The organism is Rhizobium sp. RCC_161_2, assembly GCF_041355235.1.
Classification (GTDB): domain Bacteria; phylum Pseudomonadota; class Alphaproteobacteria; order Rhizobiales; family Rhizobiaceae; genus Rhizobium.
In genome coordinates this window covers 251,391-276,376 of sequence record NZ_JBFUPL010000010.1, presented here as the reverse complement: position 1 = coordinate 276,376, position 24,986 = coordinate 251,391, and the positions used below count along the sequence as shown (strand labels likewise).

The 24,986-nt window shown below is 59.7% G+C and carries 26 protein-coding genes and 1 tRNA gene; 17 read left to right on the top strand and 10 right to left on the bottom strand.

Features of this window, described 5'->3' with window-relative positions; translation table 11 throughout:
* Positions 1-37 precede the first annotated feature (37 nt).
* From AB6803_RS24850 to AB6803_RS24800, 11 genes are all read left to right on the top strand, one after another.
* Positions 38-694, top strand: coding sequence for a response regulator transcription factor (locus tag AB6803_RS24850; RefSeq protein WP_007694608.1), 657 nt, complete (start codon positions 38-40; stop codon positions 692-694).
* The gene (locus AB6803_RS24845) at positions 691-2,070 is read left to right on the top strand and encodes a sensor histidine kinase (RefSeq protein ID WP_371111384.1); all 1,380 of its coding nucleotides are present in this window, start codon (positions 691-693) and stop codon (positions 2,068-2,070) included. The genes AB6803_RS24850 and AB6803_RS24845 overlap by 4 nt, the downstream gene beginning before the upstream one ends.
* A gap of 102 nt (positions 2,071-2,172) precedes the next feature.
* The gene (locus AB6803_RS24840) at positions 2,173-2,856 is read left to right on the top strand and encodes an MtnX-like HAD-IB family phosphatase (RefSeq protein ID WP_371111383.1); all 684 of its coding nucleotides are present in this window, start codon (positions 2,173-2,175) and stop codon (positions 2,854-2,856) included.
* Between the two features lie 20 nt (positions 2,857-2,876).
* A complete protein-coding gene (locus AB6803_RS24835) occupies positions 2,877-4,298 on the top strand; it encodes an aspartate aminotransferase family protein (protein ID WP_371111382.1) in 1,422 nt (473 codons plus the stop codon).
* A gap of 4 nt (positions 4,299-4,302) precedes the next feature.
* The gene (locus AB6803_RS24830; RefSeq protein WP_371111381.1) at positions 4,303-5,256 is read left to right on the top strand and encodes an arginase; all 954 of its coding nucleotides are present in this window, start codon (positions 4,303-4,305) and stop codon (positions 5,254-5,256) included.
* Positions 5,253-5,606 carry an EamA family transporter gene (locus tag AB6803_RS24825; protein WP_371111380.1) on the top strand — a complete coding sequence of 118 codons (354 nt, stop codon included), beginning with the start codon at positions 5,253-5,255 and terminating at the stop codon, positions 5,604-5,606. The genes AB6803_RS24830 and AB6803_RS24825 overlap by 4 nt, the downstream gene beginning before the upstream one ends.
* Positions 5,603-6,478 carry a fatty acid desaturase gene (locus AB6803_RS24820; protein ID WP_371111379.1) on the top strand — a complete coding sequence of 292 codons (876 nt, stop codon included), beginning with the start codon at positions 5,603-5,605 and terminating at the stop codon, positions 6,476-6,478. Before AB6803_RS24825 ends, AB6803_RS24820 begins: the two co-directional genes overlap by 4 nt.
* Positions 6,465-7,280, top strand: a complete 816-nt coding sequence (locus tag AB6803_RS24815) for an alpha/beta hydrolase (protein WP_371111378.1) — start codon at positions 6,465-6,467, stop codon at positions 7,278-7,280. Before AB6803_RS24820 ends, AB6803_RS24815 begins: the two co-directional genes overlap by 14 nt.
* The gene (locus AB6803_RS24810; protein ID WP_371111377.1) at positions 7,261-8,409 is read left to right on the top strand and encodes a GNAT family N-acetyltransferase; all 1,149 of its coding nucleotides are present in this window, start codon (positions 7,261-7,263) and stop codon (positions 8,407-8,409) included. The genes AB6803_RS24815 and AB6803_RS24810 overlap by 20 nt, the downstream gene beginning before the upstream one ends.
* Positions 8,409-8,837, top strand: coding sequence for an EamA family transporter (locus AB6803_RS24805; protein WP_371111376.1), 429 nt, complete (start codon positions 8,409-8,411; stop codon positions 8,835-8,837). The genes AB6803_RS24810 and AB6803_RS24805 overlap by 1 nt, the downstream gene beginning before the upstream one ends.
* On the top strand, positions 8,837-10,168 hold the full coding sequence (locus AB6803_RS24800) for a class I SAM-dependent methyltransferase (protein ID WP_371111375.1): 1,332 nt from the start codon (positions 8,837-8,839) through the stop codon (positions 10,166-10,168). The genes AB6803_RS24805 and AB6803_RS24800 overlap by 1 nt, the downstream gene beginning before the upstream one ends.
* On the opposite strand, the gene AB6803_RS24795 is transcribed toward AB6803_RS24800, so the two are convergent.
* A complete protein-coding gene (locus AB6803_RS24795) occupies positions 10,109-10,957 on the bottom strand; it encodes a MipA/OmpV family protein (protein WP_371111374.1) in 849 nt (282 codons plus the stop codon). The two genes, AB6803_RS24800 and AB6803_RS24795, sit on opposite strands and share 60 nt — an antisense overlap.
* Positions 10,958-11,048: 91 nt before the next feature.
* Here AB6803_RS24795 and AB6803_RS24790 point away from each other — a divergent pair, with 91 nt between their 5' ends.
* Positions 11,049-11,192, top strand: a complete 144-nt coding sequence (locus AB6803_RS24790) for a hypothetical protein (protein WP_371111373.1) — start codon at positions 11,049-11,051, stop codon at positions 11,190-11,192.
* A gap of 2 nt (positions 11,193-11,194) precedes the next feature.
* Here AB6803_RS24790 and AB6803_RS24785 read toward each other — a convergent pair whose 3' ends face one another.
* Complete coding sequence (locus tag AB6803_RS24785; protein WP_371111372.1) at positions 11,195-11,836, bottom strand: DUF1007 family protein; 642 nt, start codon at positions 11,834-11,836, stop codon at positions 11,195-11,197.
* Positions 11,837-12,066: 230 nt separating this feature from the next.
* On the opposite strand from AB6803_RS24785, the gene AB6803_RS24780 reads away from it, so the two are divergent.
* On the top strand, positions 12,067-13,494 hold the full coding sequence (locus AB6803_RS24780) for an aldehyde dehydrogenase family protein (RefSeq protein ID WP_371111371.1): 1,428 nt from the start codon (positions 12,067-12,069) through the stop codon (positions 13,492-13,494).
* Positions 13,495-13,540: 46 nt separating this feature from the next.
* Here the strand turns inward: AB6803_RS24780 and AB6803_RS24775 are convergent, their stop codons facing one another.
* The 5 genes from AB6803_RS24775 to AB6803_RS24755 all read right to left on the bottom strand — a co-directional run bounded on the left by AB6803_RS24775 (position 13,541) and on the right by AB6803_RS24755 (position 18,406).
* On the bottom strand, positions 13,541-13,867 hold the full coding sequence (locus AB6803_RS24775; protein ID WP_371111370.1) for a hypothetical protein: 327 nt from the start codon (positions 13,865-13,867) through the stop codon (positions 13,541-13,543).
* A gap of 373 nt (positions 13,868-14,240) precedes the next feature.
* Positions 14,241-15,614, bottom strand: coding sequence for a cytochrome c (locus AB6803_RS24770; RefSeq protein ID WP_371111369.1), 1,374 nt, complete (start codon positions 15,612-15,614; stop codon positions 14,241-14,243).
* A gap of 44 nt (positions 15,615-15,658) precedes the next feature.
* A complete protein-coding gene (locus tag AB6803_RS24765) occupies positions 15,659-17,299 on the bottom strand; it encodes a GMC family oxidoreductase (protein WP_371111368.1) in 1,641 nt (546 codons plus the stop codon).
* A gap of 146 nt (positions 17,300-17,445) precedes the next feature.
* On the bottom strand, positions 17,446-17,997 hold the full coding sequence (locus tag AB6803_RS24760; protein ID WP_371111367.1) for a sorbitol dehydrogenase family protein: 552 nt from the start codon (positions 17,995-17,997) through the stop codon (positions 17,446-17,448).
* A 334-nt stretch (positions 17,998-18,331) separates the two neighbouring features.
* Positions 18,332-18,406, bottom strand: a tRNA-Gly gene (locus tag AB6803_RS24755).
* Between the two features lie 245 nt (positions 18,407-18,651).
* Here AB6803_RS24755 and AB6803_RS24750 point away from each other — a divergent pair.
* From AB6803_RS24750 to AB6803_RS24735, 4 genes are all read left to right on the top strand, one after another.
* Complete coding sequence (locus AB6803_RS24750; protein ID WP_371111366.1) at positions 18,652-19,161, top strand: prolyl-tRNA synthetase associated domain-containing protein; 510 nt, start codon at positions 18,652-18,654, stop codon at positions 19,159-19,161.
* Positions 19,162-19,318: 157 nt separating this feature from the next.
* Positions 19,319-20,296, top strand: a complete 978-nt coding sequence (gene trxA, locus AB6803_RS24745; protein ID WP_371111365.1) for a thioredoxin — start codon at positions 19,319-19,321, stop codon at positions 20,294-20,296.
* A 221-nt stretch (positions 20,297-20,517) separates the two neighbouring features.
* Positions 20,518-21,180: an LON peptidase substrate-binding domain-containing protein gene (locus AB6803_RS24740; RefSeq protein ID WP_371111364.1), complete on the top strand. Its 663-nt coding sequence runs from the start codon at positions 20,518-20,520 to the stop codon at positions 21,178-21,180.
* 8 nt (positions 21,181-21,188) lie between these two features.
* Complete coding sequence (locus AB6803_RS24735; protein WP_047466290.1) at positions 21,189-21,377, top strand: Trm112 family protein; 189 nt, start codon at positions 21,189-21,191, stop codon at positions 21,375-21,377.
* Between the two features lie 287 nt (positions 21,378-21,664).
* Here AB6803_RS24735 and AB6803_RS24730 read toward each other — a convergent pair whose 3' ends face one another.
* From AB6803_RS24730 to AB6803_RS24720, 3 genes are all read right to left on the bottom strand, one after another.
* Complete coding sequence (locus tag AB6803_RS24730; protein ID WP_371111363.1) at positions 21,665-22,552, bottom strand: hypothetical protein; 888 nt, start codon at positions 22,550-22,552, stop codon at positions 21,665-21,667.
* A gap of 33 nt (positions 22,553-22,585) precedes the next feature.
* A complete protein-coding gene (locus AB6803_RS24725) occupies positions 22,586-23,284 on the bottom strand; it encodes a hypothetical protein (protein WP_371111362.1) in 699 nt (232 codons plus the stop codon).
* 408 nt (positions 23,285-23,692) lie between these two features.
* Positions 23,693-24,907 carry a ubiquinone biosynthesis hydroxylase gene (locus AB6803_RS24720; RefSeq protein WP_371111361.1) on the bottom strand — a complete coding sequence of 405 codons (1,215 nt, stop codon included), beginning with the start codon at positions 24,905-24,907 and terminating at the stop codon, positions 23,693-23,695.
* Positions 24,908-24,986: the final 79 nt, after the last annotated feature.

The following is a 24,986-nucleotide window of genomic DNA, read 5'->3' as shown; positions in this document are numbered from 1 at the left end:
CGGGTCCATAATTCCCATCGGCGAAGCGAGATCGACCGTGCGTGTTCTGCTAGTTGAAGACGACAATATTCTGGGTTCATCCCTGAAGAAGGCCCTGGAGAAGCACGCCTACGGCGTCGACTGGATGCGCGATGGCGAGTCGGGTCTCGAAGCGGCCCAGCATTCGGATTTCGCGGCAATCGTGCTTGATATCAACCTGCCGCGGCTCAGCGGCATGGAGGTCTTGCGAGGCATTCGGCAGAGGGGCAATTCGGTGCCGGTCCTGCTGCTGACGGCGCTTGATGCCGTACGCCAAAAGGTCGAGGGGCTCGACGAGGGCGCTGACGATTATCTGGTCAAGCCGTTCGATCTCGACGAGCTGCTGGCCCGCATGCGCGCTCTGATCCGCCGTCGCGACGGACGAACCGAGAGCGTCATCCGCTGTGGCGATATCGAGGTCGACCCCTCGGCGATGGTTGCCCGCAAGGGCGATGTCCAGGTTCACACCACGGCTAAGGAATTCCACCTGCTGAAGCTTCTGATGGAGCGCAGCGGCCGATATGTGACCAAGAACGATATTGAGTATGCGCTTTACGATGCCGAAAGCACGGTCGAGAGCAACACGATCGAGGTGACGATCTACAATCTGCGCAAGAAGCTCGGCAGCGATTTCATCAAGTCGATCCGCGGCGTAGGCTACATGATCGAGCGATGACCAATTCCACACTTACCCGCAAGCTTTTCCTCAGGATTGCGCCGGTCGTAGTGGTGACGATCATTGTAGTCGGCGCTTTCGCATTCAACAGCGCGACGCGCGAAATCGACAATATCTACGATGCCCAGCTTATAAACGACGCCAATATTATTTGGGGCCTGCTGCGCCGGCCGCTGGAAAGGGAGCCCGACCGCGCCCCGAGGCAGATCGACGATATCGATTTCAACATGGACAATCAGCTCGCCTTCAACGAGGACGCGGATGACTATGCCGATGCCCATATGTTCCGCGCCTGGGACGACGGCCATATCCGCTTCTACAGCAGCACGGCGTTCCTGTCGGATGTGCCGCAGCAGAAGGTCGGTTTCACCACCATCACCTATCGCGACGAGGAGTGGCGCGTCTATTCGCTGCCGATACCGAATTCGACGATCGTGATGGAGGTCGGCGAAAAGATCGCCCTTCGCGAAACGCTGGTTTCCAACATCTTGCTCAATCTCTTCTTTCCGCTGCTGGTGCTGGTGCCGGTCATCGGCTTTCTCATCTGGCTCGGCATCAACAGTGGTCTACGAACAATCCACGGATTGGTGCGCCAGATCCGCACCCGGTCGCCCGACGATCTCTCGGCCATTCCCGTCGAAGGCCTGCCCCGGGACCTGTTGCCGCTCGGCCGCTCGATCAACCAGCTTCTCGAGAAGCTTGGCCATTCCCTGACGCTCGAGCGGCGCTTCTCCGATCTTGCGGCACATCAGCTGCGTACCCCGCAGGCCAGCGTGAAGCTGTTGCTGCAGATGCTGGGCAATAGCGACAGCGAGCAGGAGCGGCAGGCGATCGTCGCCGATCTCGTTGCCAGCAACAACCGCGCCATCCATCTGATCGAGCAATTGTTGCGACTTGCCAGGGTCAGCCATCATCCTCTCAATCCGACGCCGGTGCTGCTCTATCATATGGTCGCATCGGTGCTGGCGGAGTTCGGCAACATCATCAACAGCCGGCAGCTCGATGTCGTGCTGCAGGGTGACGAGACGGCACAGGTCAAAACGGATGAATCGCTGCTGCGCATGATGGTCAGCAACCTCCTGGACAACGCCATCAAGTACACACCGGTCGCCGGCAGGATCGAGGTCATAATCGCCGCTGGAAGCGGGCTCTGGCTGATATCGATCAGCGATAGCGGGCCTGGTATTCCGCCCGACGAACGGGAAGCCGTCTTCCAGCGCTTCTACCGGATCGATACACTGCATACCGACGGCGCCGGACTTGGCCTGGCAATCGTTGCCGATACGGCGGACCGGCTCGCCGCCACGATAGAGCTGTCGACACCGCGCTGGGGCTCGGGCCTGCGTGTCGACCTACGATTGCCCAATACTGAATAGAGTCAACTTTACCACGATTTCATTTTCGCATCATTCTGCCCTCATGCCTGGCTCATCCACGGTTGTTAAACGCAACCCAAGGACAAGGCGAAAGGGCGTTTCATGCAGGTGTTTTGCGATTTTGATGGAACCATCTCCATCGAAGACGCGACGGATATGGTGTTATCCCGTTTCGCCGATCCAGAGTGGGAAGACATAGAGCGGCAGTGGAAACAGGGGCTGATGGGGTCGGGCGAATGCATGCGCCGGCAGATCGCCCTCGTTGAGGCGAGCCGAAGTGATCTCAACGCCCTGCTGGACACTGCGAGTATCGATCCCGGCTTTGAAGCGTTCCTGGCGTACTGCCGCGGCAGCGATCTGCCCGTTACCATCGTCAGCGACGGCGTCGACTATTTCATTCGTCATATCCTGGCGCGCCATGGCATTGGCGACATACCGATCGTTGCCAACGTGCTCAGCTATTGCCTTGCCGATGGCCGGGAATCTTATTCGCTCTTTCCGTCGCCGACGGCAAGCGGCTGCTTGTCCGGCTCGGGCGTCTGCAAATGCCGGGTCGTCAAGAGCCCCGATCTGCAGATCTACATCGGCGATGGGCGAAGCGATTTCTGTGTGTCCGACAAGGTCGATCTCGTCTTCGCGAAAGCCAAGCTGATCGACTACTGCGAAGACCGCGGCATTCCCTATGTCGCCTTCGAAACCTTCACCGACCTGCTTCCGAAAATGAAAGCCGTTCTTCCCAGCGTTACGCGCGGACAGCGCGCGCCGCTGCATTCCAAGACTGCATGAACAAGACCAAGAGGCATCTAATGAAAACCAATGTAGCCGAAGCCTTCAGTGGCGAGACGCAATTGCCGATCAAGTCCGAAGAGGAACTGCGTATCCTCGAGGAGGCCTATTGCTCCCACGGTGATACCGTCCACTACACGGCAAAACCGAAATTCTTCGAAGAATGCGAAGGCTCCTTCGTCTACGACCGGTCCGGGACGCCGTTCCTCGACCTGCAGATGTGGTACTCCGCCGTCAATTTCGGCTATCGCAACGAGCGACTGAACAACGCTGCGCATCGCCAGCTCGACCGGCTGCCGCAGGTCGCCTCGCAGTATCTGCACCGCGAAAAGGTGGAGCTGGCGGCGATGATCGCCCAGGACGCCGAGCGCAAGTTCGGGCACAAGGGCCGGGTCCATTTCAACGTCGGTGGTTCGCAGGCGGTTGAAGACTCGCTGAAACTGGTGCGCAACTATACCGGCGGCAAGAGCCTGATGTTCGCCTTCGAAGGCGGCTATCACGGCCGCACGCTTGGCGCTTCGGCGATCACCTCGAGCTACCGCTATCGCCGCCGCTACGGCCATTTCGGCGACCGGGCGCAGTTCATCGAGTTCCCCTATCACTTCCGCGGCCCGAAGGGCATGTCGAAGGAAGAGTATGGGCATTACTGCGTCCAGAAATTCGCCCGCCTGTTCGAGAGCGAATATAACGGCGTCTGGGATCCGAAGGCTGGCAAGTCGGAATATGCCGCCTTCTATATCGAACCGATCCAGGGCACGGGCGGCTACGTCATTCCGCCGATGAACTTCTTCGTCGAGCTGAAGAAGGTGCTGGACGAACACGGCATCCTGCTCGTTGTCGACGAAATCCAGATGGGCGTCTACCGCACCGGCAAGCTCTGGTCGATCGAGCATTTCGGCGTCTCGCCGGACATTCTCGTCTTCGGCAAGGCGATCACCAACGGGCTCAACCCGCTTTCAGGCGTCTGGGCACGGGAAGAGATGATCAACCCGACGATCTTCCCGCCCGGCTCCACGCATTCCACTTTCGCAAGCAATCCGATGGGGACCGCCGTGGCTCTCGAAGCGATGAAAATGTTGGAAGAAGAAGATTTCGGCACCGCCATCATGGCCAAGGGCGCCTATTTCCTCGACGGGCTGAAACAGTTGCAGAAGCGTCATGCCATTGTCGGCGAGGTCGACGGGCTCGGCCTCGCGCTCAGGATGGAGATCTGCAAGGACGACAGCTACACGCCGGACAAGGCGACGATGGACTGGCTTTGCGATGAAGGCATGAAGGGCGATCTGCAGGTCGGCGCCAAGATGTACGGCTTGGTGCTCGACGTTGGTGGCTACCACAAGAACGTCATCACCTTCGCGCCCAACCTGCTCATTACCCGAGAAGAGATCGATCTGGCGCTCGCCCTGCTCGACCAACTTCTGACGCGCGCAGCCCGGAGATAAGACGGTGCAGCTCCTTCTTCTTCATCTTGATGATGCGTTGGAGCTGCAGCCCGATTTCGTGCGCGCCTGCAAGCTTGCCGGCGCGCACCAGTATTTTGACAAGGGAGCCGGCAAGGCGATCCGGCTCTGGGGCAGACAGAATGCGCTTGCCGAACTCGGTCGCGATATTGCCAAGAGCACACCTACGATCGGCAAGGATCCGCAGCTCTGCTTCATGGGCTCCGGCGACTTTCATCATGTGACGGCGCTGCTTCTCGAAGAAGCGTTGGAGCGACAGCCTGTTGCCACGACGCTCATCCATTTCGACAATCATCCGGACTGGGTCACCTTCGAAGGCGGCATGCATTGCGGCTCCTGGGTCAACAGCGCCCTTGCGAACCGCAACATCCAGAAGGTCATCACCATCGGCGTTTGCAGCCGGGATCTCCGTAGCCCCGAGCGCAAGGGTGCCAATCTGCACTGGCTCGGCGAAGGCAAGCTGGAACTTTACCCCTACGAGCATCCGCCGAGCCGGGTGCTCGCGGATTACGGCAGTGGTGCCAGCTATCGGCAGGACAAGGGCGCTCTGCATTGGAAATCCATATCCGAGATCGGCGAGGACAATTTCATCGATCGGATGCTGAGCCGGATTCGCACCGAGGCCGTCTACCTGACGATCGACAAGGACGTGCTTGCCGCTGACGATGCCGTCACCAACTGGGATCAGGGCCGCATGCGGCTCCCCTATCTGTTGGCGCTGATCAGCGAAATCGGTAGCCGGCATCGTATCATGGGTGCGGATGTCATCGGCGATTATTCCACACCGAGCTATGCCGGCGATCTTCGGACCAAACTGATGAAGCGGGCCGAAATCTTCATCGATCAGCCACGCATCCGGCCGAAGGTCGAGACGACCAGGAACATCAACAGCGCCGCAAATCACGCGCTGCTCGAAGTGCTGGCGGAGTATATGGGATGAGCGGCAGCCTGAGCCTTCCGATGCTCGGCCTCATTCTATTCTGCGTGCTGGCGGAAACGGCGCGCGAGGTCTGCTTCAAGCAGTCGGCGAGCCAAAGCGCATTGCTTGTTGCGCTCGCGAAGCCGGTCACATGGCTCGGTATCCTCTTCTGGGCGGTCGAGCTATTCGCCTGGACTGCGGTGCTCGAACGTGTGCCCCTCACCATCGCCTTTCCGCTGATGGCGCTGAGCTATGTGGTCATCGTGCTCGCCGGCGCTGTGATCTTCAAGGAAAACATCAATCTCCGCCACGCGATGGGCGTGTTCTTCGTGACCGCCGGCGTGGCCTGCGTGGGAGTAACCGGACTATGAAAATCTTTGCTCATACCAGATGGGATGCGGCGCCGGTTCTGGCCGCCGTGGCGCATCTCGCCTTCGACGTCTACCTGATCGTCGGCTTCGAAAGCCGGCCCTTGTGGCTCTCCGCGGTTCTTGGCTGCCTCTATGCCGTGTCGATTTCGTGGAACATCAACAGCATATCCCATAATTTCATCCACACGCCCTACTTCAAGCCGCGCTGGATGAACTATGCCTTCAGCCTGCTGGAATCGGTCGCGATCGGCTTCTCGCAGACCTATTATCATTGGGTGCATATGCGCCATCACTCCGGCAACAGCGACCGGCCGGATGAAAAGGGCGAGACGATCGACATGCTGTCGATCTACCGCCACGGTCGCAATGGCGAGCCGGAGAATGTGTGGTCCTACACCTTCCTGAGCTTCTTTCGCGACAGCCTCGGCGACATCCACAAGGCCATCGCCCGTCGCCGCCCCTTCGATGCGAAGTGGGGCCGGTTCGAGCTGTTCTTCTTCCTCGGTCTCGCCGCGATTGCATTGATCTATGATTGGAAGGCCGTGTTGTTCTTCGCGCCTTTCTATTATCTCGGCAATTGCCTGTCGTCGTTGAACGGCTATTACGAGCATCTGCACGGCGACCCGGACGAGCCGATCGCCTGGGGCGTCAGCAGCCACAAGCCTTTCTACAACTGGCTGTGGTTCGGCAATGGCTATCATGCCGAACATCACTACCGCCCGAAGACCCACTGGACGAAACTGCCGACCCTGCACGAGCAGATCAAGGAAGAGCAGGAAAAGGCCGGTACGCATGTGATCAGCACCTGCCACGCCCTCGGCTTCATGGCCAAGGAGAACCGGCAGTCGGAGCTTTCTCATGAAAGCCGATGAACTGAGCTTTTATCTGGAGGGCACCAATGGAAAAGGTGTCCTCCTGATCCATGGGCTGACCGGGGCTCCGGCCGAGATGAAGCTGGTTGCTCGCCACCTCAACCGCAAGGGCTACAGCGTCTACGCGCCGCTGCTGGCCGGCCATGGGGTGGATGCGGGCACGCTGCGACGCTCGCGCTGGGAGGACTGGCTGGAAAGCGTCATGCAGGCATCGTCGATGCTGGCTGAAAGAGCGCAAGAGGTCTTCGCCGCCGGTATCTGCGTTGGCGGCAAGCTGTCGATGCTGGCGGCTGAACGCCAGCCGGAGACGATCCGTGCCGTGGCCATCTATTCCCCTTGCTTTCATTATGACGGCTGGGATGTCCCGTTCTACTATCCGCTTTTGTCCTCGCAGATTAGCTGGCTGTCGCGCATCCCCTTTCTCGACCGTCTCAATTTCCGCGAGACCGCATCGCTTGGGATCAAGGACGAGCGCATGCGCCGGCTGATCGGGGCCATGGCGGGGGAGGGCGTTCTCGAAACATTTCCCGGCAAGGGGCTGGTCGAGATGCATCGGCTGGGCAAGACCCTGAGGGGCCGACTGCCGCAGATGAAGACGCCGACGCTGATCCTGCATGCCGAGGACGATGATCTGAGCAGCCCCAAACATGCGCGCTATATTTCCGACCATATCGGTGGGCCGCACGAGCTCAGATGGATCAAGGACAGTTACCATATGATCCATGTCGACCGTCAGCATCGCCAGGTGGCGGATTTCACGGCGGATTTCTTCGAGGCAAGCCATGCTCAAGCCCTTGCCTAGATACTTACCCGCGCCGGACCGGGACCCCGTCGCCGAGGTGCATTTCAGCATCCGCGCCATCGGCCGCGATGCCTGGAATGCCTGCTTTCGCGGTCAGGTCGAGGATTATGATTGCCTGCTGGCCATCGAAGAAGCTGATATCGCCGGCTTCGAATGGCGCTACATCGCCGTCGTCGAGGACGGACGGGTCAGCGCCGCCATGCCGGCCTTCCTTTGCCCTTACGCCTTGGATACGACATTGGAGGACGGCCGGCTCCGCAAAGCGGTACGCCGTGTGCGCCAACACTTTCCGGGTTTTCTGACGCTGCGTCTAGCCTGCCTCGGATCACCCTGCACCGAAACCGGCGCTGTCGGCTTTCATCCCGACGTACCGCCGGAACGGCGCGGTGTGCTATTTGCCGAGCTGCTGTCGTTCTTCGAGGAGCTTTCGGCCACGGAAGGCTGCTCGCTAATGGGGATGAAGGACATTCCCGAACCGGTCGCCGCCGAATTCGGTGAGGCGCTCACCGCGCGTGGCTATGCCTCGATCGGCGGCCTGCCGACCGCCTGGCTCGATGTGGATTTCAAGACGATCGATGAATATCTCGCCAGGCTTTCGGCCGGCACCCGCAAGGACATGCGCCGCAAGCTGAAATCCTTCGAACAGGTCAGGGTCGAAATGCGGACGGATTTCGGCGACTTCCTGCCGGAGGTGATGGCGCTCTACCATGACACGCGCAATCGCAGCGAATGGCAGTTCGAGGAGCTGACCCCGGATTATTTCGAGGGTATCCTCGCGCGCATGCGCGGCCGTTCCTTTTGCGCCTTCTATTTCGTCGAGGACCGACTGCTGGCCGCCAACCTGATCGTGCATGACGAAAACATCGCCATCGACAAGTTCTTCTGCATGGATGGCGAGGAGGGGCGTCCCTACAATCTCTATTTCCTGAGCTGGTTCACCAATCTGCGCTATTGCCTCGAGCATGGGATCGGCCGTTATCAGAGCGGCCAGGCCTATTATGAAAACAAGGTTAGGCTCGGTAGCAAGCTGACCGCCAACACGATGTTCTTCCGGCATCGCAATCCCGTTCTCCAGAAGATATTGCGGCTGGTTTCGCCACTGCTTTCCACAGACGAGGCGGGCCAGTGATGTCGTCGATGCGCCTATCCTGGCTTGCCGTGCCGGTGTTGAACACGCTGTTCCAGTTTTTCGTCAAGCACGGCGCCGAGCAATTGGGCGATGCGACCGGGGCCGGCTGGCTGTGGCAGGCGCTGGCATCGCATTGGATCCTGGCGGCGATCGCCGTCGAGATCGCCTGCTTCTTCATCTGGATGAACGTGCTGTCCGAACTCGACCTCAGCCGGGCCTTCCCGCTTTCCGGCATCAGCTACGTGCTGATCATCGCCACCGGCTGGCTCGTCTTCGGCGAACCGGTCGTCGGCCTGCAGGTGATCGGCAGCGGCCTGATCCTGACGGGCGTCTGGCTGATTGCGGGTGCTTCCCGCGAGGCGACGAGTGGCGACGACTGGCACGAGAAGCGCGGTTCGCTGCGCCCCCACAGCGGTGAGGATCGATAATGACCGGATTGCCAGCGGAAGATCGTCGTCACAATATATTGGCATTCAGCCTCGTGGATTGGAGCCTGAAGCGAGCGCTCTCGAGCATCGTGTCGCGGGGATCGCTGGTCGTGATGACGGCGGGCGGTCGCGCGCTGACGTTCGGCGATGGCACCGGCGAGCCCGTCTGCGTCCGCTTTACCGACAATCGCGCGCAATGGGCTTTTCTGATCGATGCCGATGCAAGGCTTGGTGAGCTTTACATGGACGGCCGTTTTCTTGTCGAACATGGCTCGCTCTACGATTTCGTGGCGATGATGCTGCGGGAGGCGCAGAACAGCACGCATCCTCTGATCGCCCGCATCATCGATCATATCCGCACGAAGCTGCGGATCTTCCGTCATCGCAACCTGCCGAGACGCTCGAAGACCAATGTCGCGCATCATTACGATCTCGATGGTCGGCTCTATGAGCTGTTCCTCGACCCGGACCGGCAATATTCCTGCGCCTATTTCGAGCATGCAGATCAATCGCTGGAAGAGGCGCAGCTGGCCAAGAAGCGGCACCTCGCCGCCAAGCTCCTGATCGAGCCGGACAACAGCATTCTCGACATAGGCTGCGGCTGGGGTGGTCTCGCGCTGCATCTGGCCGAGCAGGCGCCGGGCGGCTATGTCCTCGGGGTCACCCTGTCGGAAGAGCAGCATGATTACGCCTCGAAGCGGGTGCCGGCCGGCCTCAGTGGAGCGCCGGCGGAAGTGCAATTCGCGCTCAGGGACTATCGCAGCCTGACCGGCCGCTTCGACAGGATCGTCTCCGTCGGCATGTTCGAGCATGTCGGCCTGTCATCCTACCGGACTTTCTTCCGCAAATGCGCGGAACTGCTGGAGGACGATGGCGTCATGGTCCTTCACACCATCGGCTGCTCGGCGACACCCGGCTTCACCACGCCCTGGCTCGACAAATACATCTTCCCCGGCGGCTATATTCCGGCGCTTTCCGAGATCGTGCCCGAGATCGAGGCGGCGGGACTGACGATCACCGATGTCGAGGTGCTGCGCCTCCATTATGCCTACACGCTCGAAAGCTGGCGCGAGCGTTTCATGGCGCGCTGGGACGAGGTGGCGAAGCTCTATGACGAGCGCTTCTGCCGCATGTGGGAATATTATCTTTCGACCGCCGAAGCTGCCTTCCGCTACGAGGATCTCGTCGTTTTCCAGATCCAGATCACCAAGCGCAACGACGTCCTGCCGCTGACGCGGAACTACATCGCCGATCACGAAGCGTGCAGTAGCTCAAAAGTCGATGTTGAAGGTTCTATTGAGGGTAAAGCCGATAATATTCTGGTTGGGTGAGCCGAACTGCGAGGTGATCGGACTGTCGGCGGCGTCGCCCACCAGGCGGTTATATTTCTCATAGACCTGCACGCTCCATTGGGGCGTGATCGTATAGGTCGCGGCCACCGTGAAGCCGACGGATTTCAGGCCGCCGCCGGCGTCGAAGGTCCTGACATGACCGTTTCTCGCAGCTTGGCCCGCAGAGATTCCGAAGTTGCTGCTCATATAGGTCGAGTTTGCCAGCGACATGCGCGGCCCGGCGGACAGGACCAATTTGTCGCCAACCGGCTGAAACCAGTCGAGCGCCAGATCGGCGACCAGACCGTCGCCGCCCCAAAGGGACTGGCGCACTTCGGTCCGCAGCCGCAGCTTATTTTCCATCAGCCAGTATTGTGCGAAACCGCCGGCATCGAAGTTCCAGCGCACCCTGCGCTCGCTCTGCAGATGCAGATTGTTGAGATCCAGGCGGTCATCTCTCAAGCCGACGACGGGACCGATTTCAAGGCTGCCGAGGTCGAAGAGCGTATAGTCGAAATTGTCGTCCGGGGCACTGTATTCAGGGGTGTCACCGAAGCGATAAAAATCGAAGGACGGCAAGGCGCTGAAGGAATAATGCTTCGAGCCTTCATAATTGGGACCGTATTCCACGGTGGCGCCGAGCGTCACGACCCAGGTGCTGGATGTGGACTTCGTGGCGTCCTGCGCCATGGATGATGCGGGAAACGCGCCGATTGCGCACGCAGTCACCAGACCAATCCCGGTCAATGCCAGCAACCGGGCAGAGAAAGACGTCTCGACTACTAACACTCTGACAACACCCGATCCCTGGACGCCCCTGCGGCATTGTTAGCGCAGTTTACGGTTCCCAAAACAGCAAAAAGTTCAAAAGCAACCGGTCATGGACGAACTGATCCGTTCCAGCGCCGCGATTGCGAAGTCTACGGGCGAGAATAACGGCACAACATTTCATGAACCTGAAAAACCGGCGCTAAACACGACGCCATTGTTTTTTTCGCCGCGGCCGTCCCAAATAATCGCATGAGATCAACACTGGACTTCCAGCCTGGTTGCGACGAGTAGCGAGTAGTCCGTACCCTTGGGATCGCTGAAGAACATGCTGGTCAGCGCCGCCTGGTTCTCCGCCATGACTTCCTTGGGATTCGGCCTCACGACCTTGCGCTTGCAGCGGCCGGAGGCCGCCCCCGAGATGGTCATATCGTCGTCGGTGGCGAAATCGACCGCTGTATAGAGCGTCTTGTCATAAATCCCGAAGACCGTGGTTCCCTTGAGGAAGGTCTTCTGTTCGGGCTTCAGCGAAAAGGTCAGGGTCAGCGAACCGTCCTTGTAATCGGCCTGGATCGCATCTGGCTTGGCCATCGGCACCGCTTTGCCGTTGCTAGTGACGTTCGTGTAGTAATTATACTGCGCAAGCGAATCCCTGACCGTCTTGCCGACCGCTTTCAGTTCGCTCGCGCTCAGCGTCTGATTGTCGCCCTTGTCGAAATCCATGAGGACTGAGGAGGAAAAGACCTCGTCGAAGTGCCAGATGTTGCGCAGCTCGCTGATCGAGCCGTCCGGTGCGGCGACAAGCTCGAACTTGGCGTCGATGAAGATATGCGGATGGGCGAGAGCGGGGACGGGCAGGAGCGATAGCATTGCGAGCAGCAGGATTGTTTGTCGTTTCATGTAGGCTCTACCGTGATCCGTCCGCAGCTTGGTCGCTCAGACCTGAACGTTAATTGAGACTGATTTGAGACCCTGAAATGCGACTTCCGGGGGAATAATGAGCCGCGCAGTCGCGACTTCACGGAATCGTCTGCTGGCGATGGCCGATATGCGGCACCGCTCTCGGAATGGGTACGCTATTCTGCTATTCGGTCTGGAGAGACTGAGACGGTCAAGCGATGGAGACAGGCATGGAACACGCCCACAAATTCTATATTGACGGCAAGTGGGTCGATCCCGAGGTATTGAAGACCCTTGAGGTCATCGATCCGGCGACAGAGGAGTCGATCGGAACCGTCGCTTTGGGCTCGGCTGCGGATGCCGAGAAGGCGATCAACGCCGCCCGCGTCGCCTTCGACAGCTTCTCGCGGACGACGCGTGACGAGCGGCTGTCCCTGCTGAAGCGCATTCTTGAAATCCTGAGACGCCGCAACGACGAGATCGGCGACATCATTTCGCGGGAGATGGGGGCACCGCTCGCCATGGCGCGGTCGGATCAGGCCGGTATCGGCGTCACCCATTTCGAAAAGACGATCGAAGCCTTCGAGGCTTTCCAGTTCGACTATATGCAGGGTTCAACCCGGATCGTGCACGAGCCGGTCGGCGTCGTCGGTATGATCACACCCTGGAACTGGCCGATGAACCAGATCGCCTGCAAGGTCGCGCCGGCGCTGGCGGCGGGCTGCACCATGGTGCTGAAGCCCTCGGAAATCGCGCCGTTCAATGCCATCATCTTTGCCGAGATTCTCGACGAGGCAGGCGTTCCCAAGGGTGTCTTCAACCTCGTGCAGGGCGATGGGCCGACCGTTGGTGCGGTGCTGTCGAGCCATCCTGATATAGACATGGTGTCCTTCACCGGTTCGACCCGCGCCGGCATCGCCGTTGCGCAGGCCGCCGCTCCGACCGTCAAGCGCGTTCATCAGGAGCTCGGCGGTAAATCCCCCAATATCGTGCTGCGCAGCGCCGATCTCGAGGCAGCGGTCAGTGGTGGCGTGCGCCGCTGCTTCAACAATTCCGGCCAGTCCTGCAATGCGCCGACGCGCATGCTGGTGCCGGCGGAGCATATCGACGAGGCGGGCGCGATCGCGGCGCGGGAAGCGGCGTCGCTGGTCGTCGGCGCTCCCTCGGATCCGCGCACCAATCTCGGCCCTGTTGTCAGCGCGCTGCAGTTCGAGAAGATCCAGGCGCTGATCGCCAAGGGTATCGAGGAGGGCGCGGAGCTGGTGGCGGGCGGGCTCGGGCGGCCGTCGCATCTCAACGCAGGTTATTATGTGCGTCCGACGGTGTTCACGCGCGTGACCAATTCCATGACCATCGCCCGCGAGGAAATCTTCGGGCCGGTGCTGTCGATCATCGGCTACGAGAGCGAGGACGAGGCCGTGGCGATCGCCAACGATACGCCCTATGGCCTTGCCGCCTATATCCAGGGCGATCCGCAGGAGGCGCGGGTGCTTACCGGACGGCTGCGTGCGGGCACGGTCCGGCTCAACAATTCGGCTTGGGACGGGATGGCACCCTTCGGCGGCTACAAGCAGTCCGGTAACGGGCGCGAATACGGCAAGTTCGGCCTGCATGAATTCACGGAGATCAAGGGCGTCGTCGGTTATGACGATGCCTGAGCGGGCTCGACGGCGATGGCCCGGATATCGAATGGACGGCCGGGTATTAGGCAATCAAAAGGTCGTCGGAGATCGATTTTGGCGTCAGAAACTCGGTACTGTCCAAAGTCGCATCGAGCAGTTCCTGCGCATAGGCAATCGCTGAGTCAGCGTCAGACGTACCCAGATGAATATCATCGCATTTTGCCCGCATGGCTTTCCGGATGGTCGAAAGCACATGCTGAGCCGCACGTTTGTCTCCAACCTTAAGCAAGAGCCCGAGTGAAGTCATGGCCACAACCTCGAGAACGGTGATTCGGCCCTCGATGAGACCCATTGACGGGATTGCGCTTGAGGCGCCGCCGCCCTGTCCATCACGTTTCGCGTTGTACATTACATGTCACTCCATATTCACGAGGGTCATGCCTGAATGCACGGCTAACATTGTCGATGAGAACGGCTTTGATTTAAGAATTTTCCACCATCGCCACGTTGGCCATTTGGAGAGCCGCTTCAGTTGAAACGGCATTGGGCGCCATAGAGTTCCTTCGTTCGATGCGTTTGAACACCGATTTGTGAATAAGCATCGCGCAGCGACCCAAGTCACCTCTGCAAAAGCAATTGTTTATGGCGTCGAACGGCATCGGGACAGCTGCGCCGATTCACAGATGACGATGTTTCACGAAGGCAGCAGCTCCAACGACGGAACGTCTATCCGTCAGTTATCTGCGAAGGAGCTTCACCACCAATGGGCACGGAGAAACCCGCTAAACCGCCCGGGCCCGCCGGTGCCGCCAGACAACAAGCAACAGGACGATCCCCAAGGCCACAACAACGCCTACGGCTATGCCAATGCGTGCCAGAAGCAGGAGTGAAGACGAAGGGCCACCCGCCCGCACCTCAGCGACATCGGCAGGTGTGACCGGAGTGCCGGCGCGGCCGTAGTTGTCAATCATGTAGTTCGCCAGCGTGGCAACTTGACTGTCATTCAGAGCATTGATGTCATTCGCCTTGCCGCCGAAGCCAGGCATGAAGGCCTGGCCCTTGGGCGTCGTCCGGTTGACGCCGTTCAGGATCGTGGCGATGAGATTGCTGTGATTGGCCGCACCTGTCGCCGAATTGTGGAACAGGCTCGGATAATAGGTATCCTTGCTGCCTTGGCCGGAAGCCTGGTGGCAGGAGGCACAATTGCCGTAAAACAGCACCGCGCCGCTGGCTTGCGCGTCCGTATCCGAGCGGATCGGGTTCGCCCCACGCAAGCTTGCAAGCTGCGAGAAGGGCTTGCCGTAGCCAAACCGCGACTGCTCATCCGACGCATCATGCAGCGGTGCCACGGTTTTGATATAGGTTGATATCGCCGAGATATCGTCCGGCGTGAGTTGGGAGAAGCTGTGCTCGACGGCCTCCCCCATACTGCCTGCAGCCTGTGCCTTGCCGGGCAGCGAGCCGGTTGCCAGATAGCGAGCCAGTTCGTCCTTGCTCCAGCTTCCAATGCCGCTGGTGGCATCCGAGGTGATGTTTGGCGCATACCACTGGCCGACCTGCGCACCACCCAGATAGTGCGAAGACAATTCCTGCATCAGGAAGCCGCGCGGCGTATGGCAGGTGCTGCAATGCGCCGCCCCATCGACAAGATATTTGCCGCGATTCCACTCGGCCGATTGCGTGGCGTCGGCTTCATGGCCGCTGCCGAGGAACAGGAGGTTCCACGCCATCATCGACAGGCGAATATTCATCGGAAACGGCAGTGCCGTGCGCTGCGGCACCGTATCGACGGGTGCAACACCGTGCTGAAAGTAGGCGTAGAGGTCGTGGATATCTGCGTCCGACAGCACGTTGTATGATGTGTACGGCATCGCCGGATAGAGGTTCGCACCATCGGCCCGAACGCCTGCCCGCACGGCCCGGCCAAATTGCTCTTCCGTGTATTGCCCAATGCCCGCCGTCGCAGACGGTGTGATATTGGTGGTAAAGATCGTGCCCACCGGAGTGGAGATGGCCAGTCCGCCCGCGAATGGCTTGCCACCTGGCGCCGTGTGGCAGGCGGAACAGTCCGAGGCGGTGGCGAGATAGGCGCCGCGCTTGACCGATGCCGCTTGTGCATCATCGTCGGTGGCGAAGGCGGCCGAGCTCACGGACATCAGACAGATTAGAGCGCTAAAGAGCCGGAAGAAAGTGTCCACGTTCAGCCCCGCTTCAACTGGTCAACGATGGCATCGGCGGCCTTCACGGCCAAGGCCGCCATGGTGATGGTGCTGTTGCCGCAGCCGCCCGTCGTCATCGCCGCGCCGCCCGGCAGGAAAAGATTCGGATGATCATGCGCCCGACAGTCGACATCGACGACAGAGTTCGTGGGATCGGTGCCCATGATGCAGCTCCCCATCATGTGGTCGCTATTGGTGAAGGTCGTGGCGATGCTGCTTTCGACGGCGCCAAGCTCCGCGATCAGTTTCTTCAGCAGCGGCAGGGTATATTCCTGGTGGCCACGGCGGACATAGTCGCCGACATCATAGTAGATGTTCGGCTTGTTAAGGCCCAACCAGTCTTTCTTATCCGACAACGTCAGGCGGTTATTGGGATCCGCCAGGATCTCGTGCTCGATCGTCAGTCGCGCGGTGCAGGCCGAGAGCCTGCGTATCTCCGCGTCCAGCGCTTTGCCGACTAACCCCTTCGAGAGTGCCGCCAGACCGCCCACGGCGCTGAGAGCGGCATTTTCGCAGCGAAGCATCGCACCGCAATGTTCACTTCGGAAAGCGCCTTGCCCCGTCATCATGATGCTGCTGCCCTGCACGGGGCCGACACCCGTCCACATTGGCTCTGCAAGCACCATCTGCGCGCTGATCTTGGGCTGATCCATCAGATTGCGCCCGACCTGATCCGAATGATTGGCAACACCATTCGGGTTGCGATCATCCTTGGACATCAGGAGCAGTTTCGGCGTCTCGATGGCATTGCAGGCAATGACGAAAAGCCTGCCGGTTACCTTTTGCGTTTCCTTGTTCGGATCGAAGAAATGGACAGCCTGGATGTTTTGCTTTGCATCCGTCTCCACCCGGTAGACGACCGCGTTAGCGAGGATTTTGCCACCCTTTGATTCGATTCGTGGCAGCGCCGATGCAGCGTCGTATTTCGCGGAGATCGGACAGACTGGGAAACAGTTGTTGTTGCCGCAACAGGGTGGCCGGCCGTCATAGGAAACGCCGCTATTGCGAGCTTGAGGGGCGGGAAGATTGATGACGCCAACGCGTGCGGCGGCGTCTGTAAAGCGTTGCTCGCCCTGGCCTAAGGGAATACGGCCCATGGGATAGGGCTTGGAGCGCGGCAATGGCGGCCACTGCAGCTCGACCTCGGATGGGCCGCACACACCCAGCGCATATTCAGCGCGGGTATAATATGGTTCAAGCGTGTTGTAATCGAACGCCCAGTCCCGGCCGACGCCGTAAAGGCTTTTCATCCGCATATCATCCGGATGCAGCCGCCAACAGATGCCCGCCCAATGCCACGTAGCGCCGCCGGCGTAGCGCACATAACCCTGACGGTATGCACGCCCGTTCGGCCCCTCCAGCTGCAGGTAGTCGGTCGTGGCGTCTACCAATTCTGATTCAATATGCGGTGCCCAGGGCTTTGCCGGATAGGGCGCGTTCCAATTTTGCTTGAACCGCGGCGGTACGTTTCGATAATTTTCAACAATCTGCCAGCGCTCCACGCGAGGGCCGGCTTCCAGCATGAGAACGGACAGGCCTGCATCCAGCGCCTGCTCGGCGACGAGGCAACCGACAACGCCGGTTCCAACGACAATGACGTCTGCACTATAATCGTTTGCCATCTTATCGATTCCAACTAACCAAAGGCTCGAATAGGCACGTCAAACCCCGCAGCAAGCCGATCCCATGACAAAGTCCTCCACACGGGCGTCTCGCTCGATTGCTTGAAGCCGCCCGCAACGCGCCTTCGCGCACCGGGCGGTTCTCGTCAGAATGTCGGCATATTGCTGAGAGGCGGGGCCTCCGCATTCCATCCGTTCGGACCGGATATGGCGTAGGTCGGGATTGTCATGACGTCATGGGTCGGCTGATACATAAGCGCGGTTTCGAAGGCGAAGACTTCTGCGTTGGCGGAATTATCCACCACGCCCGTATACCAGGCCGAAATAATGGCCAGGGCCGTGTCCTTCAGGCGTCCTTCCGGAATGTCGGCGAAGAAATCCTCGACGATCCTGGCATTCTTTTTCTTCGCGATATCAATAATTGCGCCAATGTCCTGCGCAATTTCCGGATTTATCCGCAGCATGGCCGCAGCCATGCGTGCCCCGACCTCAGGGTCCAAATGATGGTCGATGAGGAGAGACGATACGTCCATGAAGCTTGACGAAACCTCCGGCGCGACCGCACCTAGAGTTTGGGCCGAAATCTCCGGAGACAGCAGCATGCCGCCAGCGAACAGGGCGCCGCCCAGCATCAATTTCCGACGTGTGAGATTGAATTCCTCGGGACAGTCATCGCGAGACGGGTGAGTCGTGTCCATCAAATGCCTCGTCAACCAGTTGCGGTCACACTTCAACGCAGGCGTACAGCAGGAATGTTACAGAAATCTAGGCACTCCATAGATTAGAGTCAATCCAACATTCGCGAAGCAAATTTAGTGGAATTAGGAGAATCAACTGTCGCTCAAGTCGCGTTGTTGAACCTCGCAACCACACCGCATAGAGCGATTGCTGGGGGCGACGTGATGGCAAGTCCGCAGCGAGCGGCCCTTAAGCGATCTCAGTCGCCTTAAAGCTATCAGTGGTATCTTACTGGGAAACATAAAACATGCTTCGCTCAACAAGAGAGCTTAGTCATTGTTTTTCTGAGAAAAATGGAGCGGGCGAAGGGATTCGAACCCTCGACCCCAACCTTGGCAAGGTTGTGCTCTACCCCTGAGCTACACCCGCTCATATCCACAACAGTCCGGGGTAGTGTGTTGGACCGTTCGGCGTCGTCTTGCGGCGACGGGCGCTATATGGCCCAATCGTTTTTCAAATGCAACAGGGAAATGACGAGGTCGCGAAGAAAAATTCGCGGTTTTTTTCAATGCCTGTCGGAAAGCCCGGAAACGCCGGGCTTTGTCGTCTCAAAGATTGCAAAGGAATTGTGAGCGACGTATCAGGAGCGCGTCAAATTTTCTTTGCGAGACGCCATGACAGAGAACAGCCCGAAAACCCGCGACGATCTTTTCCATTTTCTGGATGGATTGGGCATTTCCCATAGCACCAAGGATCATGCGCCGGTGTTCACTGTTGCCGAATCGGTATCGCTGCGCGACGAGATTCCTGGTGGGCATACGAAGAACCTCTTCGTGAAGGACAAGAAGGATAATTTCTTCCTGTTGACCGTCGAGGAAAATGCCGGCGTCGATTTGAAGACGGTGCACACGCTGATCGGCGCGGCCAGCAAGGTCTCCTTCGGCAAGCCGGAAAAGCTCATGGAATATCTGGGCGTCATTCCGGGCTCCGTCACGGCCTTCGGCGCGATCAACGACACCGGCGGCAACGTCACCTTCGTGCTCGATGCCGAATTGATGGCGCACGACATCGTCAATTGCCATCCCTTGTCGAACGATGCGACGACGTCGATTGCCAGCGGCGATCTGCTGCGCTTCATGGAAGCGACGGGTCACACGCCGCTAGTCTTGAAAGTGACGGGCTAACGCACGATTTTAACGCTATAATGCGACAGATATGACATATCTTCGAAGTGTGCTGTCGCTATGGCTATTTCATCGAGCATGATCTTATGCAAAGCGACGCCCCGTTTTTGGGGCTCATGTTTTAAAAGTCCGGAATGCCGGCAGGCGGGAGACATCTATGAGCGGTTCGAACAATCCCTATAACGCTTCCTTCGGTGGCCAGATGTCGGCCTCTGCCTCGTTTGGCGCCGCGCCGGCGGCCTCGGGCGGCGCTTCGCCGATCAAGGACACCACGACGGCGAATTTCGCCAAGGACGTTATCGAGGAATCGCGCAACCAGCCGGTGCTGGTGGATTTCTGGGCGCCCTGGTGCGGTCCGTGCAAGCAGCTGACGCCGGTGCTGGAAAAGGTCGTCAACGAAGCCGCTGGCCGCGTCAAGCTGGTCAAGATGAACATCGACGATCATCCCTCCGTTGCCGGCCAGCTCGGCATCCAGTCGATCCCGGCGGTCATCGCCTTCGTCGATGGCCGGCCGGCCGACGGCTTCATGGGCGCTGTTCCCGAGAGCCAGGTCCGTGAGTTCATCGATCGCCTCGGCGGTCCGGCTGGTGGCGCGGGCGATCCGGCGGCGGAGATTGCCGCGGTTCTGGAGGAGGCGAGCGGCCTTCTCGCCGGGGGCGATATCAATGGTGCGGCCGAACTCTTCGGCGCGGTGCTGCAGGCCGATCCGGAAAATGCCAAGGCGCTTGCCGGCATGGCCGAATGCATGATCGCCGCCGGCCAGAGCCAGCGTGCACGCGAGGCGCTGACGGACCTGCCGGAAACGCTTGCCAACGATGCCGGCATCCAGGCCGTGGTGAAAAAGCTCGATCAGATCGAGGAAGCCCGCAAGCTTGGCGATCCCGTGGCGCTCGAGCAAGAGCTGGCCGCCAATCCCGACAATCACGAGCAGCGCGTCAAGCTCGCCAAGATCCGCAATGTCGAAGGCAAGCGCGACGAGGCGGCCGAGCATCTTCTGACGGTCATGCGGCGCGACCGCGCCTTCGACGATGATGGCGCGCGCCGGCAGTTGCTGGAATTCTTCGAAGTCTGGGGTCCGAAGGACCCGGCGACGATCGCCGCGCGGCGCAAGCTGTCCTCGATCCTGTTTTCCTGAGGCGCGGTTCATGCGACGGCACCCTGTCAGGTGCCTTCGCTCGCCTCGATGGAACGGGAAAGCGAAACGCTTCGGAGTTTCGTCAGCAAAGGCTCTTGTGTTTTCGCAAGAGGGGGCCACATTGTTCTGTGGCGCGGCGTGGGATGGAGCAATCGCCGTCGGGTGTCGTTCCTGTGTATCTCAAGGGATATGCGGCACAGTGATGTAGCGGGACGGAAATCATGCAAGTCGGTAATGCCAGATATCTGAAGCCGAGCGATCTGCCGGAATCGGTGGTCATCTTTCCTCTTTCGGGCGCCCTGCTTCTGCCCACCGGGCAATTGCCGCTCAATATTTTCGAGCCGCGCTATCTCGCAATGTTCGATGCCGCCATCGCCGGCAACCGGCTGGTCGGCATCGTGCAGCCGGCGCTCGGTGAGCCGCCGGAAACGTCCAATCTTTCGCATGTCGGCTGCCTCGGGCGCATCACCTCCTTTGCCGAGACGGGCGACGGCCGCTATATCACGTCGCTCACCGGCATCTGCCGCTTCCGGCTAATGGACGAGGTCACCACCGGCCACCAGCCCTATCGCAGCTTCCGTATCGCCCCCTTCATGGCCGATTTGAAGTCGGCCGACGAGGAGCATACCGTCGATCGTGCCGCGCTGCTGTCGGCCTTCCACGCCTATCTCGACGCCAACAAGCTGGAGGCGGATTGGCAGAGCGTAGAGCGCGCCAGCAATATGACGCTGGTGAATTCGCTGGCAATGATGGCGCCCTTCGAGCCCGCCGAGAAGCAGGCGCTCCTGGAAGCACCAGACCTGAAGACCAGAGCTGAAACCTTCATCGCCATCATCGAAATCGTGCTCGCCCGCTTCGGCGACACCGATTCCGTGCTGCAATAGGATCCGTGATGGACATTACCGTCAGCAAGGTCGACCCGAAACTGCTCGACCTGCTCGTCTGCCCGCTCACCAAGGGGTCGCTGAGCTATGACCGCGAGAAGAACGAACTCGTCTCGGAAAAAGCCCGGCTCGCCTATCCGATCCGCGACGGCATTCCGATCATGCTGATCTCGGAAGCGCGGCGTATCGAGGATTGAGGGGTGTTTTCCCTTGGTATTGTGGAGTAGAGGCCGGCCGTCTCTCTCAAGGATCATGGAACCGCAACTTTGCGCTTCCATTTCCTAACCCGGTCCTAAAAGCTGTCGTTCATTGTGTCTGATGCCAAGCTCCCCATAGGGCTCGAAACGGCCGGGCTATGCAGGTGCGAGAGAGATTTCGAGCATGGCCCCAGCGGACATTCAAAAATCGATCTTGCCCCATGACCCGACGCGTGGACGAAACACAGACATTCAGCTGCCAGTCTCTTCGCCTCTACCACGGTCTATCATGTCGCACTGGTGCGGCGATGCGCTGGCAGATGGTCGATTACCGTTTGCTGGAGCTCCGGCTCCCAAAAGTAGTAGATACGAAGGCAGCGCTTTGGGTCGTGGCTATTTCCGCCATTCTTCACATGCTGATCCACCTCGTAGCGTCGTCCCTGCCAAACGGTCTCATAGGTATCGCCGCCGCAATAGGCATTCAGGATGCCTGGCTCGATGACTTCATCGCGGGTGCTGCCTCCTCCATTCAGGCGGCGTAGATGCTGGTCCGTCGCAAGCCAAGTTATGGCTCGTGCCACAGCTCCGACATCCTCAAACTCCGGATTTCGCACCAGTCGCCGAGCTGCCGGCGTAAGAACGACACGATCGGGAAAAGTATGATCGAGCCAATCGGAAAACTCTGACCAATCTTGTGGAAGAGGATGTTCGATGGGAGGTGTATCGTCTCCGCGTGCCGGCGCATCCTGCAACTGTCTGATCTTGAAGAGCAGCGAACGATTTTCTTGTTCCGCAGCCTTGGCGCGGTCTTCGGCAATTTCGACCTCGGCGACGTAGTCGCCAATTTCCTTGTCTTTCTCCGCGAGCTGCTTCTCGAGACCGTCAATCAGTTCTTGGGCAAGCGCCAGAAGCTGAGTATCAGGTGCCCTCTGTTCAGTAAGACTGTCTTTGCGCAAACGGCGACTGGCTGTCCGAACCGCGGCGAATTCAACGACATTCTTGCCCAGTCGCGTTGATGAAACGCTGAGATCAGCGGCAACGCGGCGCAGCCAAAGGCCACAACTGGCTGCGTTCGCACCATCATTCAGCCACGTCGCTAAGAACAGGCGATGGCGATGAGGATCATCGGCGCTCGAGAAACCGGGGAGGTAGGCCCGGACGGCGCCGTCAAACACGGACCGAAATTTGCCGAAGCGCTTGGTTAAGACCTATGTCAACGCTGCCGGAACACGAACCACCCGCGCAATTCCCGTCAATGCACGTGCGACCTCGGCATCATCTATCAGCGGAGCACTATCCTGACCCTCTGGGAGCGTTACGACAATGACAGGCAGGCGACGCTCTGGGTCTTCGAGGAGATCGCATAGGTCTCCGGCGTCAACTTCGCTCCGAAGCGTGCGCGGAACATCGGCGAGCTTCCTGCCCCCTCGCAACAGTCCCGGGGCAGTCGCCATTTGCAGAACCGGCCCCGGCACATGATGTTCGACGGTTAGATCTGGTTCAGCAGTGCTGACGATCAACCTCAGACTCAGATGCGGGCGCTTGTCGATCTCGCCGCCGATCACAATCTCGTTGGTCCAGACTCGCCCAGGCACATTTTCGTCAGGCACTTCCGCACGCAAGGCCCATAGGTCGGCGGTCTCGGTCAGAAAACGAACCGCCGTGCTATTTCGTCCCCCTGCTACAAGTTCAAATTCAGCGTGTTCCCATGCCTCCTTGGGAAATGTTCCGCCGGCGCGCTTGCGCGAGGATGCCCATTTCAGAACTGCGTCTCGTGCCGCTTTGGCCGAGGCGGCGAAATCATCACCGTCCAGAAAGGTGGCTACTCGCAAGATCTCGATGTCGCGCACCGGCCCCTGCAAGCGTTTGGCAAGAGGAAGAAGGGCTTCAGCAAAAGTTGTTGTCACAGAAATGCCATCCCAGATCAGGTTTCCGTGCGTCGCTCCCTAATTGGCTCCCGCGCGGCACCGCGACCTTATCAGATGTGGTCAAGAAGGGCTCGAAATACCGCACATGATGACTTTCGATATCTCCTGCAGCGAATATCTATTGCACAATTTTTGCGCGAGCGTCGAAACAATTTCGAGGGGCCTTAGCAAGTCGAACCGCACAAAAAATACTTGGTGCCAGAGCGAAGGGCCACTTTCGGAAAGCTGCACCGCGGTGCTGTAGCTTACCGCGAGCGATGGCAAAGGGCCGAAAGCCATGACGCGGAGATTGTCAGCTTCGACAAGTTGATGCCGGAAAACAGACGATCCGCGATTGACCGGTGGCAGGCATCTGCGGTGAATTACACCCCTTCAAATTTCCCGAGCTCAGATCGCCTCGCCCGCCAGCAGTCGCGGATTGTCCTTGGCATCCGTGCCTGCTGCCTGGCCGATGAAGAAGGATTTCAGCTTTGGCAGGCGATCGACGAGGCCGAGGCCGAAATCGCGGGCGACGCGTACGGGCGTGATGTCGTTGGAAAACAGCCGGTTCAGCACGTCGGTGGTCACCCCCATGCGGAAGGTGTCGAAGCGCCGCCAAGTCTGGTAGCGCTCGAGAGTGTTGATCGAGCCGATATCGAGGCCGAGCCGGTCGGCTTCGACCACGGTTTCGGCGAGAGCCGCCACATCCTTGAAGCCGAGATTGAGGCCCTGGCCGGAGATCGGGTGGATGCCGTGGGCGGCGTCGCCGGCAAGCGCGAAGCGCGGGGCGACGAAGGCGCGGGCAAGCGTCAGGCCGAGCGGGAAGGCGCGGCGGTCGCCGACCGTACGTAGCGCGCCGAGCTTGTGGCCGAAACGGCGCTCCAGCTCTTCCTCGAACAGCAGATCGTCGGAGGCGACCAGCCGGTCGGCGTCGGCGGTGCGCTCGGTCCAGACCAGCGAGGAGCGATTGTTCTTCAAAGGCAGGATGGCAAAGGGGCCGGAGGGCAGGAAATGCTCTTCGGCGCAGCCATTATGCGGCCGCTCATGCTCGACGGTGACGACGATGCCGGACTGGCCGTAGTTCCAGTTCACCGTCTTGATGCCGGCCATGTCGCGCAGCTTGGAGCGCACGCCGTCGCAGGCGACCAGTAGCCGCGTTTCCAGCGCACTGCCATCCGAGAGCGTCAGCGTGACGCCGGCGTCCTCGGTCTTGAAGTCCGTTGCGCTGACGCCGTGGCGGATAGCGATGCCGAGGCGCTCGCAGGCGCCGCGGAGCGCGCCGACCATGGCGACGTTCGGGATCATATGGGCAAAGGGCTGGCCTTCGGTCACTTCGCCGTCGAAGGTGAGGAAGACCGGGCGCACCGGATCGCTGGTGCGCGAATCAGTGACGATCATGCGGGTGATCGGCTGCGCCTCCGGTGCGATCTCGTCCCAGATGCCGAAGACCTCCAGCATCTTCGAGGCGGCGGCGATGATCGCCGAGGCGCGCATGTCCTTCTTCCAGGCGGTTTCCGGGGCTGCTTCGACGACCATGACGTCGAGATGCGGGGCTGCCTGCTTGACGGCGACCGCGGCGGCAAGACCTACATAACCGCCACCCACTACCAGCATGTCCAACATAGCGCTTCCCTGTGTCCTACTGTCACTTCCTGTTCTATATAGAACATCCCGTTCGTGGTTCCTACCGTTGGAGTTCATT

Bases quoted from the DNA above. Each gene is read 5' to 3' on its own strand.
- AB6803_RS24845 (WP_371111384.1), top strand. From the start codon at position 691: ATGACCAATTCCACACTTACCCGCAAGCTTTTCCTCAGGATTGCGCCG.
- AB6803_RS24840 (WP_371111383.1), top strand. From the start codon at position 2,173: ATGCAGGTGTTTTGCGATTTTGATGGAACCATCTCCATCGAAGACGCG.
- AB6803_RS24835 (WP_371111382.1), top strand. From the start codon at position 2,877: ATGAAAACCAATGTAGCCGAAGCCTTCAGTGGCGAGACGCAATTGCCG.
- AB6803_RS24825 (WP_371111380.1), top strand. From the start codon at position 5,253: ATGAGCGGCAGCCTGAGCCTTCCGATGCTCGGCCTCATTCTATTCTGC.
- AB6803_RS24820 (WP_371111379.1), top strand. From the start codon at position 5,603: ATGAAAATCTTTGCTCATACCAGATGGGATGCGGCGCCGGTTCTGGCC.
- AB6803_RS24815 (WP_371111378.1), top strand. From the start codon at position 6,465: ATGAAAGCCGATGAACTGAGCTTTTATCTGGAGGGCACCAATGGAAAA.
- AB6803_RS24810 (WP_371111377.1), top strand. From the start codon at position 7,261: ATGCTCAAGCCCTTGCCTAGATACTTACCCGCGCCGGACCGGGACCCC.
- AB6803_RS24805 (WP_371111376.1), top strand. From the start codon at position 8,409: ATGTCGTCGATGCGCCTATCCTGGCTTGCCGTGCCGGTGTTGAACACG.
- AB6803_RS24800 (WP_371111375.1), top strand. From the start codon at position 8,837: ATGACCGGATTGCCAGCGGAAGATCGTCGTCACAATATATTGGCATTC.
- AB6803_RS24790 (WP_371111373.1), top strand. From the start codon at position 11,049: ATGGACGAACTGATCCGTTCCAGCGCCGCGATTGCGAAGTCTACGGGC.
- AB6803_RS24785 (WP_371111372.1), bottom strand. From the start codon at position 11,836: ATGAAACGACAAACAATCCTGCTGCTCGCAATGCTATCGCTCCTGCCC.
- AB6803_RS24780 (WP_371111371.1), top strand. From the start codon at position 12,067: ATGGAACACGCCCACAAATTCTATATTGACGGCAAGTGGGTCGATCCC.
- AB6803_RS24775 (WP_371111370.1), bottom strand. From the start codon at position 13,867: ATGTACAACGCGAAACGTGATGGACAGGGCGGCGGCGCCTCAAGCGCA.
- AB6803_RS24770 (WP_371111369.1), bottom strand. From the start codon at position 15,614: ATGTCCGTGAGCTCGGCCGCCTTCGCCACCGACGATGATGCACAAGCG.
- AB6803_RS24765 (WP_371111368.1), bottom strand. From the start codon at position 17,299: ATGGCAAACGATTATAGTGCAGACGTCATTGTCGTTGGAACCGGCGTT.
- AB6803_RS24760 (WP_371111367.1), bottom strand. From the start codon at position 17,997: ATGGACACGACTCACCCGTCTCGCGATGACTGTCCCGAGGAATTCAAT.
- AB6803_RS24750 (WP_371111366.1), top strand. From the start codon at position 18,652: ATGACAGAGAACAGCCCGAAAACCCGCGACGATCTTTTCCATTTTCTG.
- trxA (WP_371111365.1), top strand. From the start codon at position 19,319: ATGAGCGGTTCGAACAATCCCTATAACGCTTCCTTCGGTGGCCAGATG.
- AB6803_RS24740 (WP_371111364.1), top strand. From the start codon at position 20,518: ATGCAAGTCGGTAATGCCAGATATCTGAAGCCGAGCGATCTGCCGGAA.
- AB6803_RS24735 (WP_047466290.1), top strand. From the start codon at position 21,189: ATGGACATTACCGTCAGCAAGGTCGACCCGAAACTGCTCGACCTGCTC.
- AB6803_RS24720 (WP_371111361.1), bottom strand. From the start codon at position 24,907: ATGTTGGACATGCTGGTAGTGGGTGGCGGTTATGTAGGTCTTGCCGCC.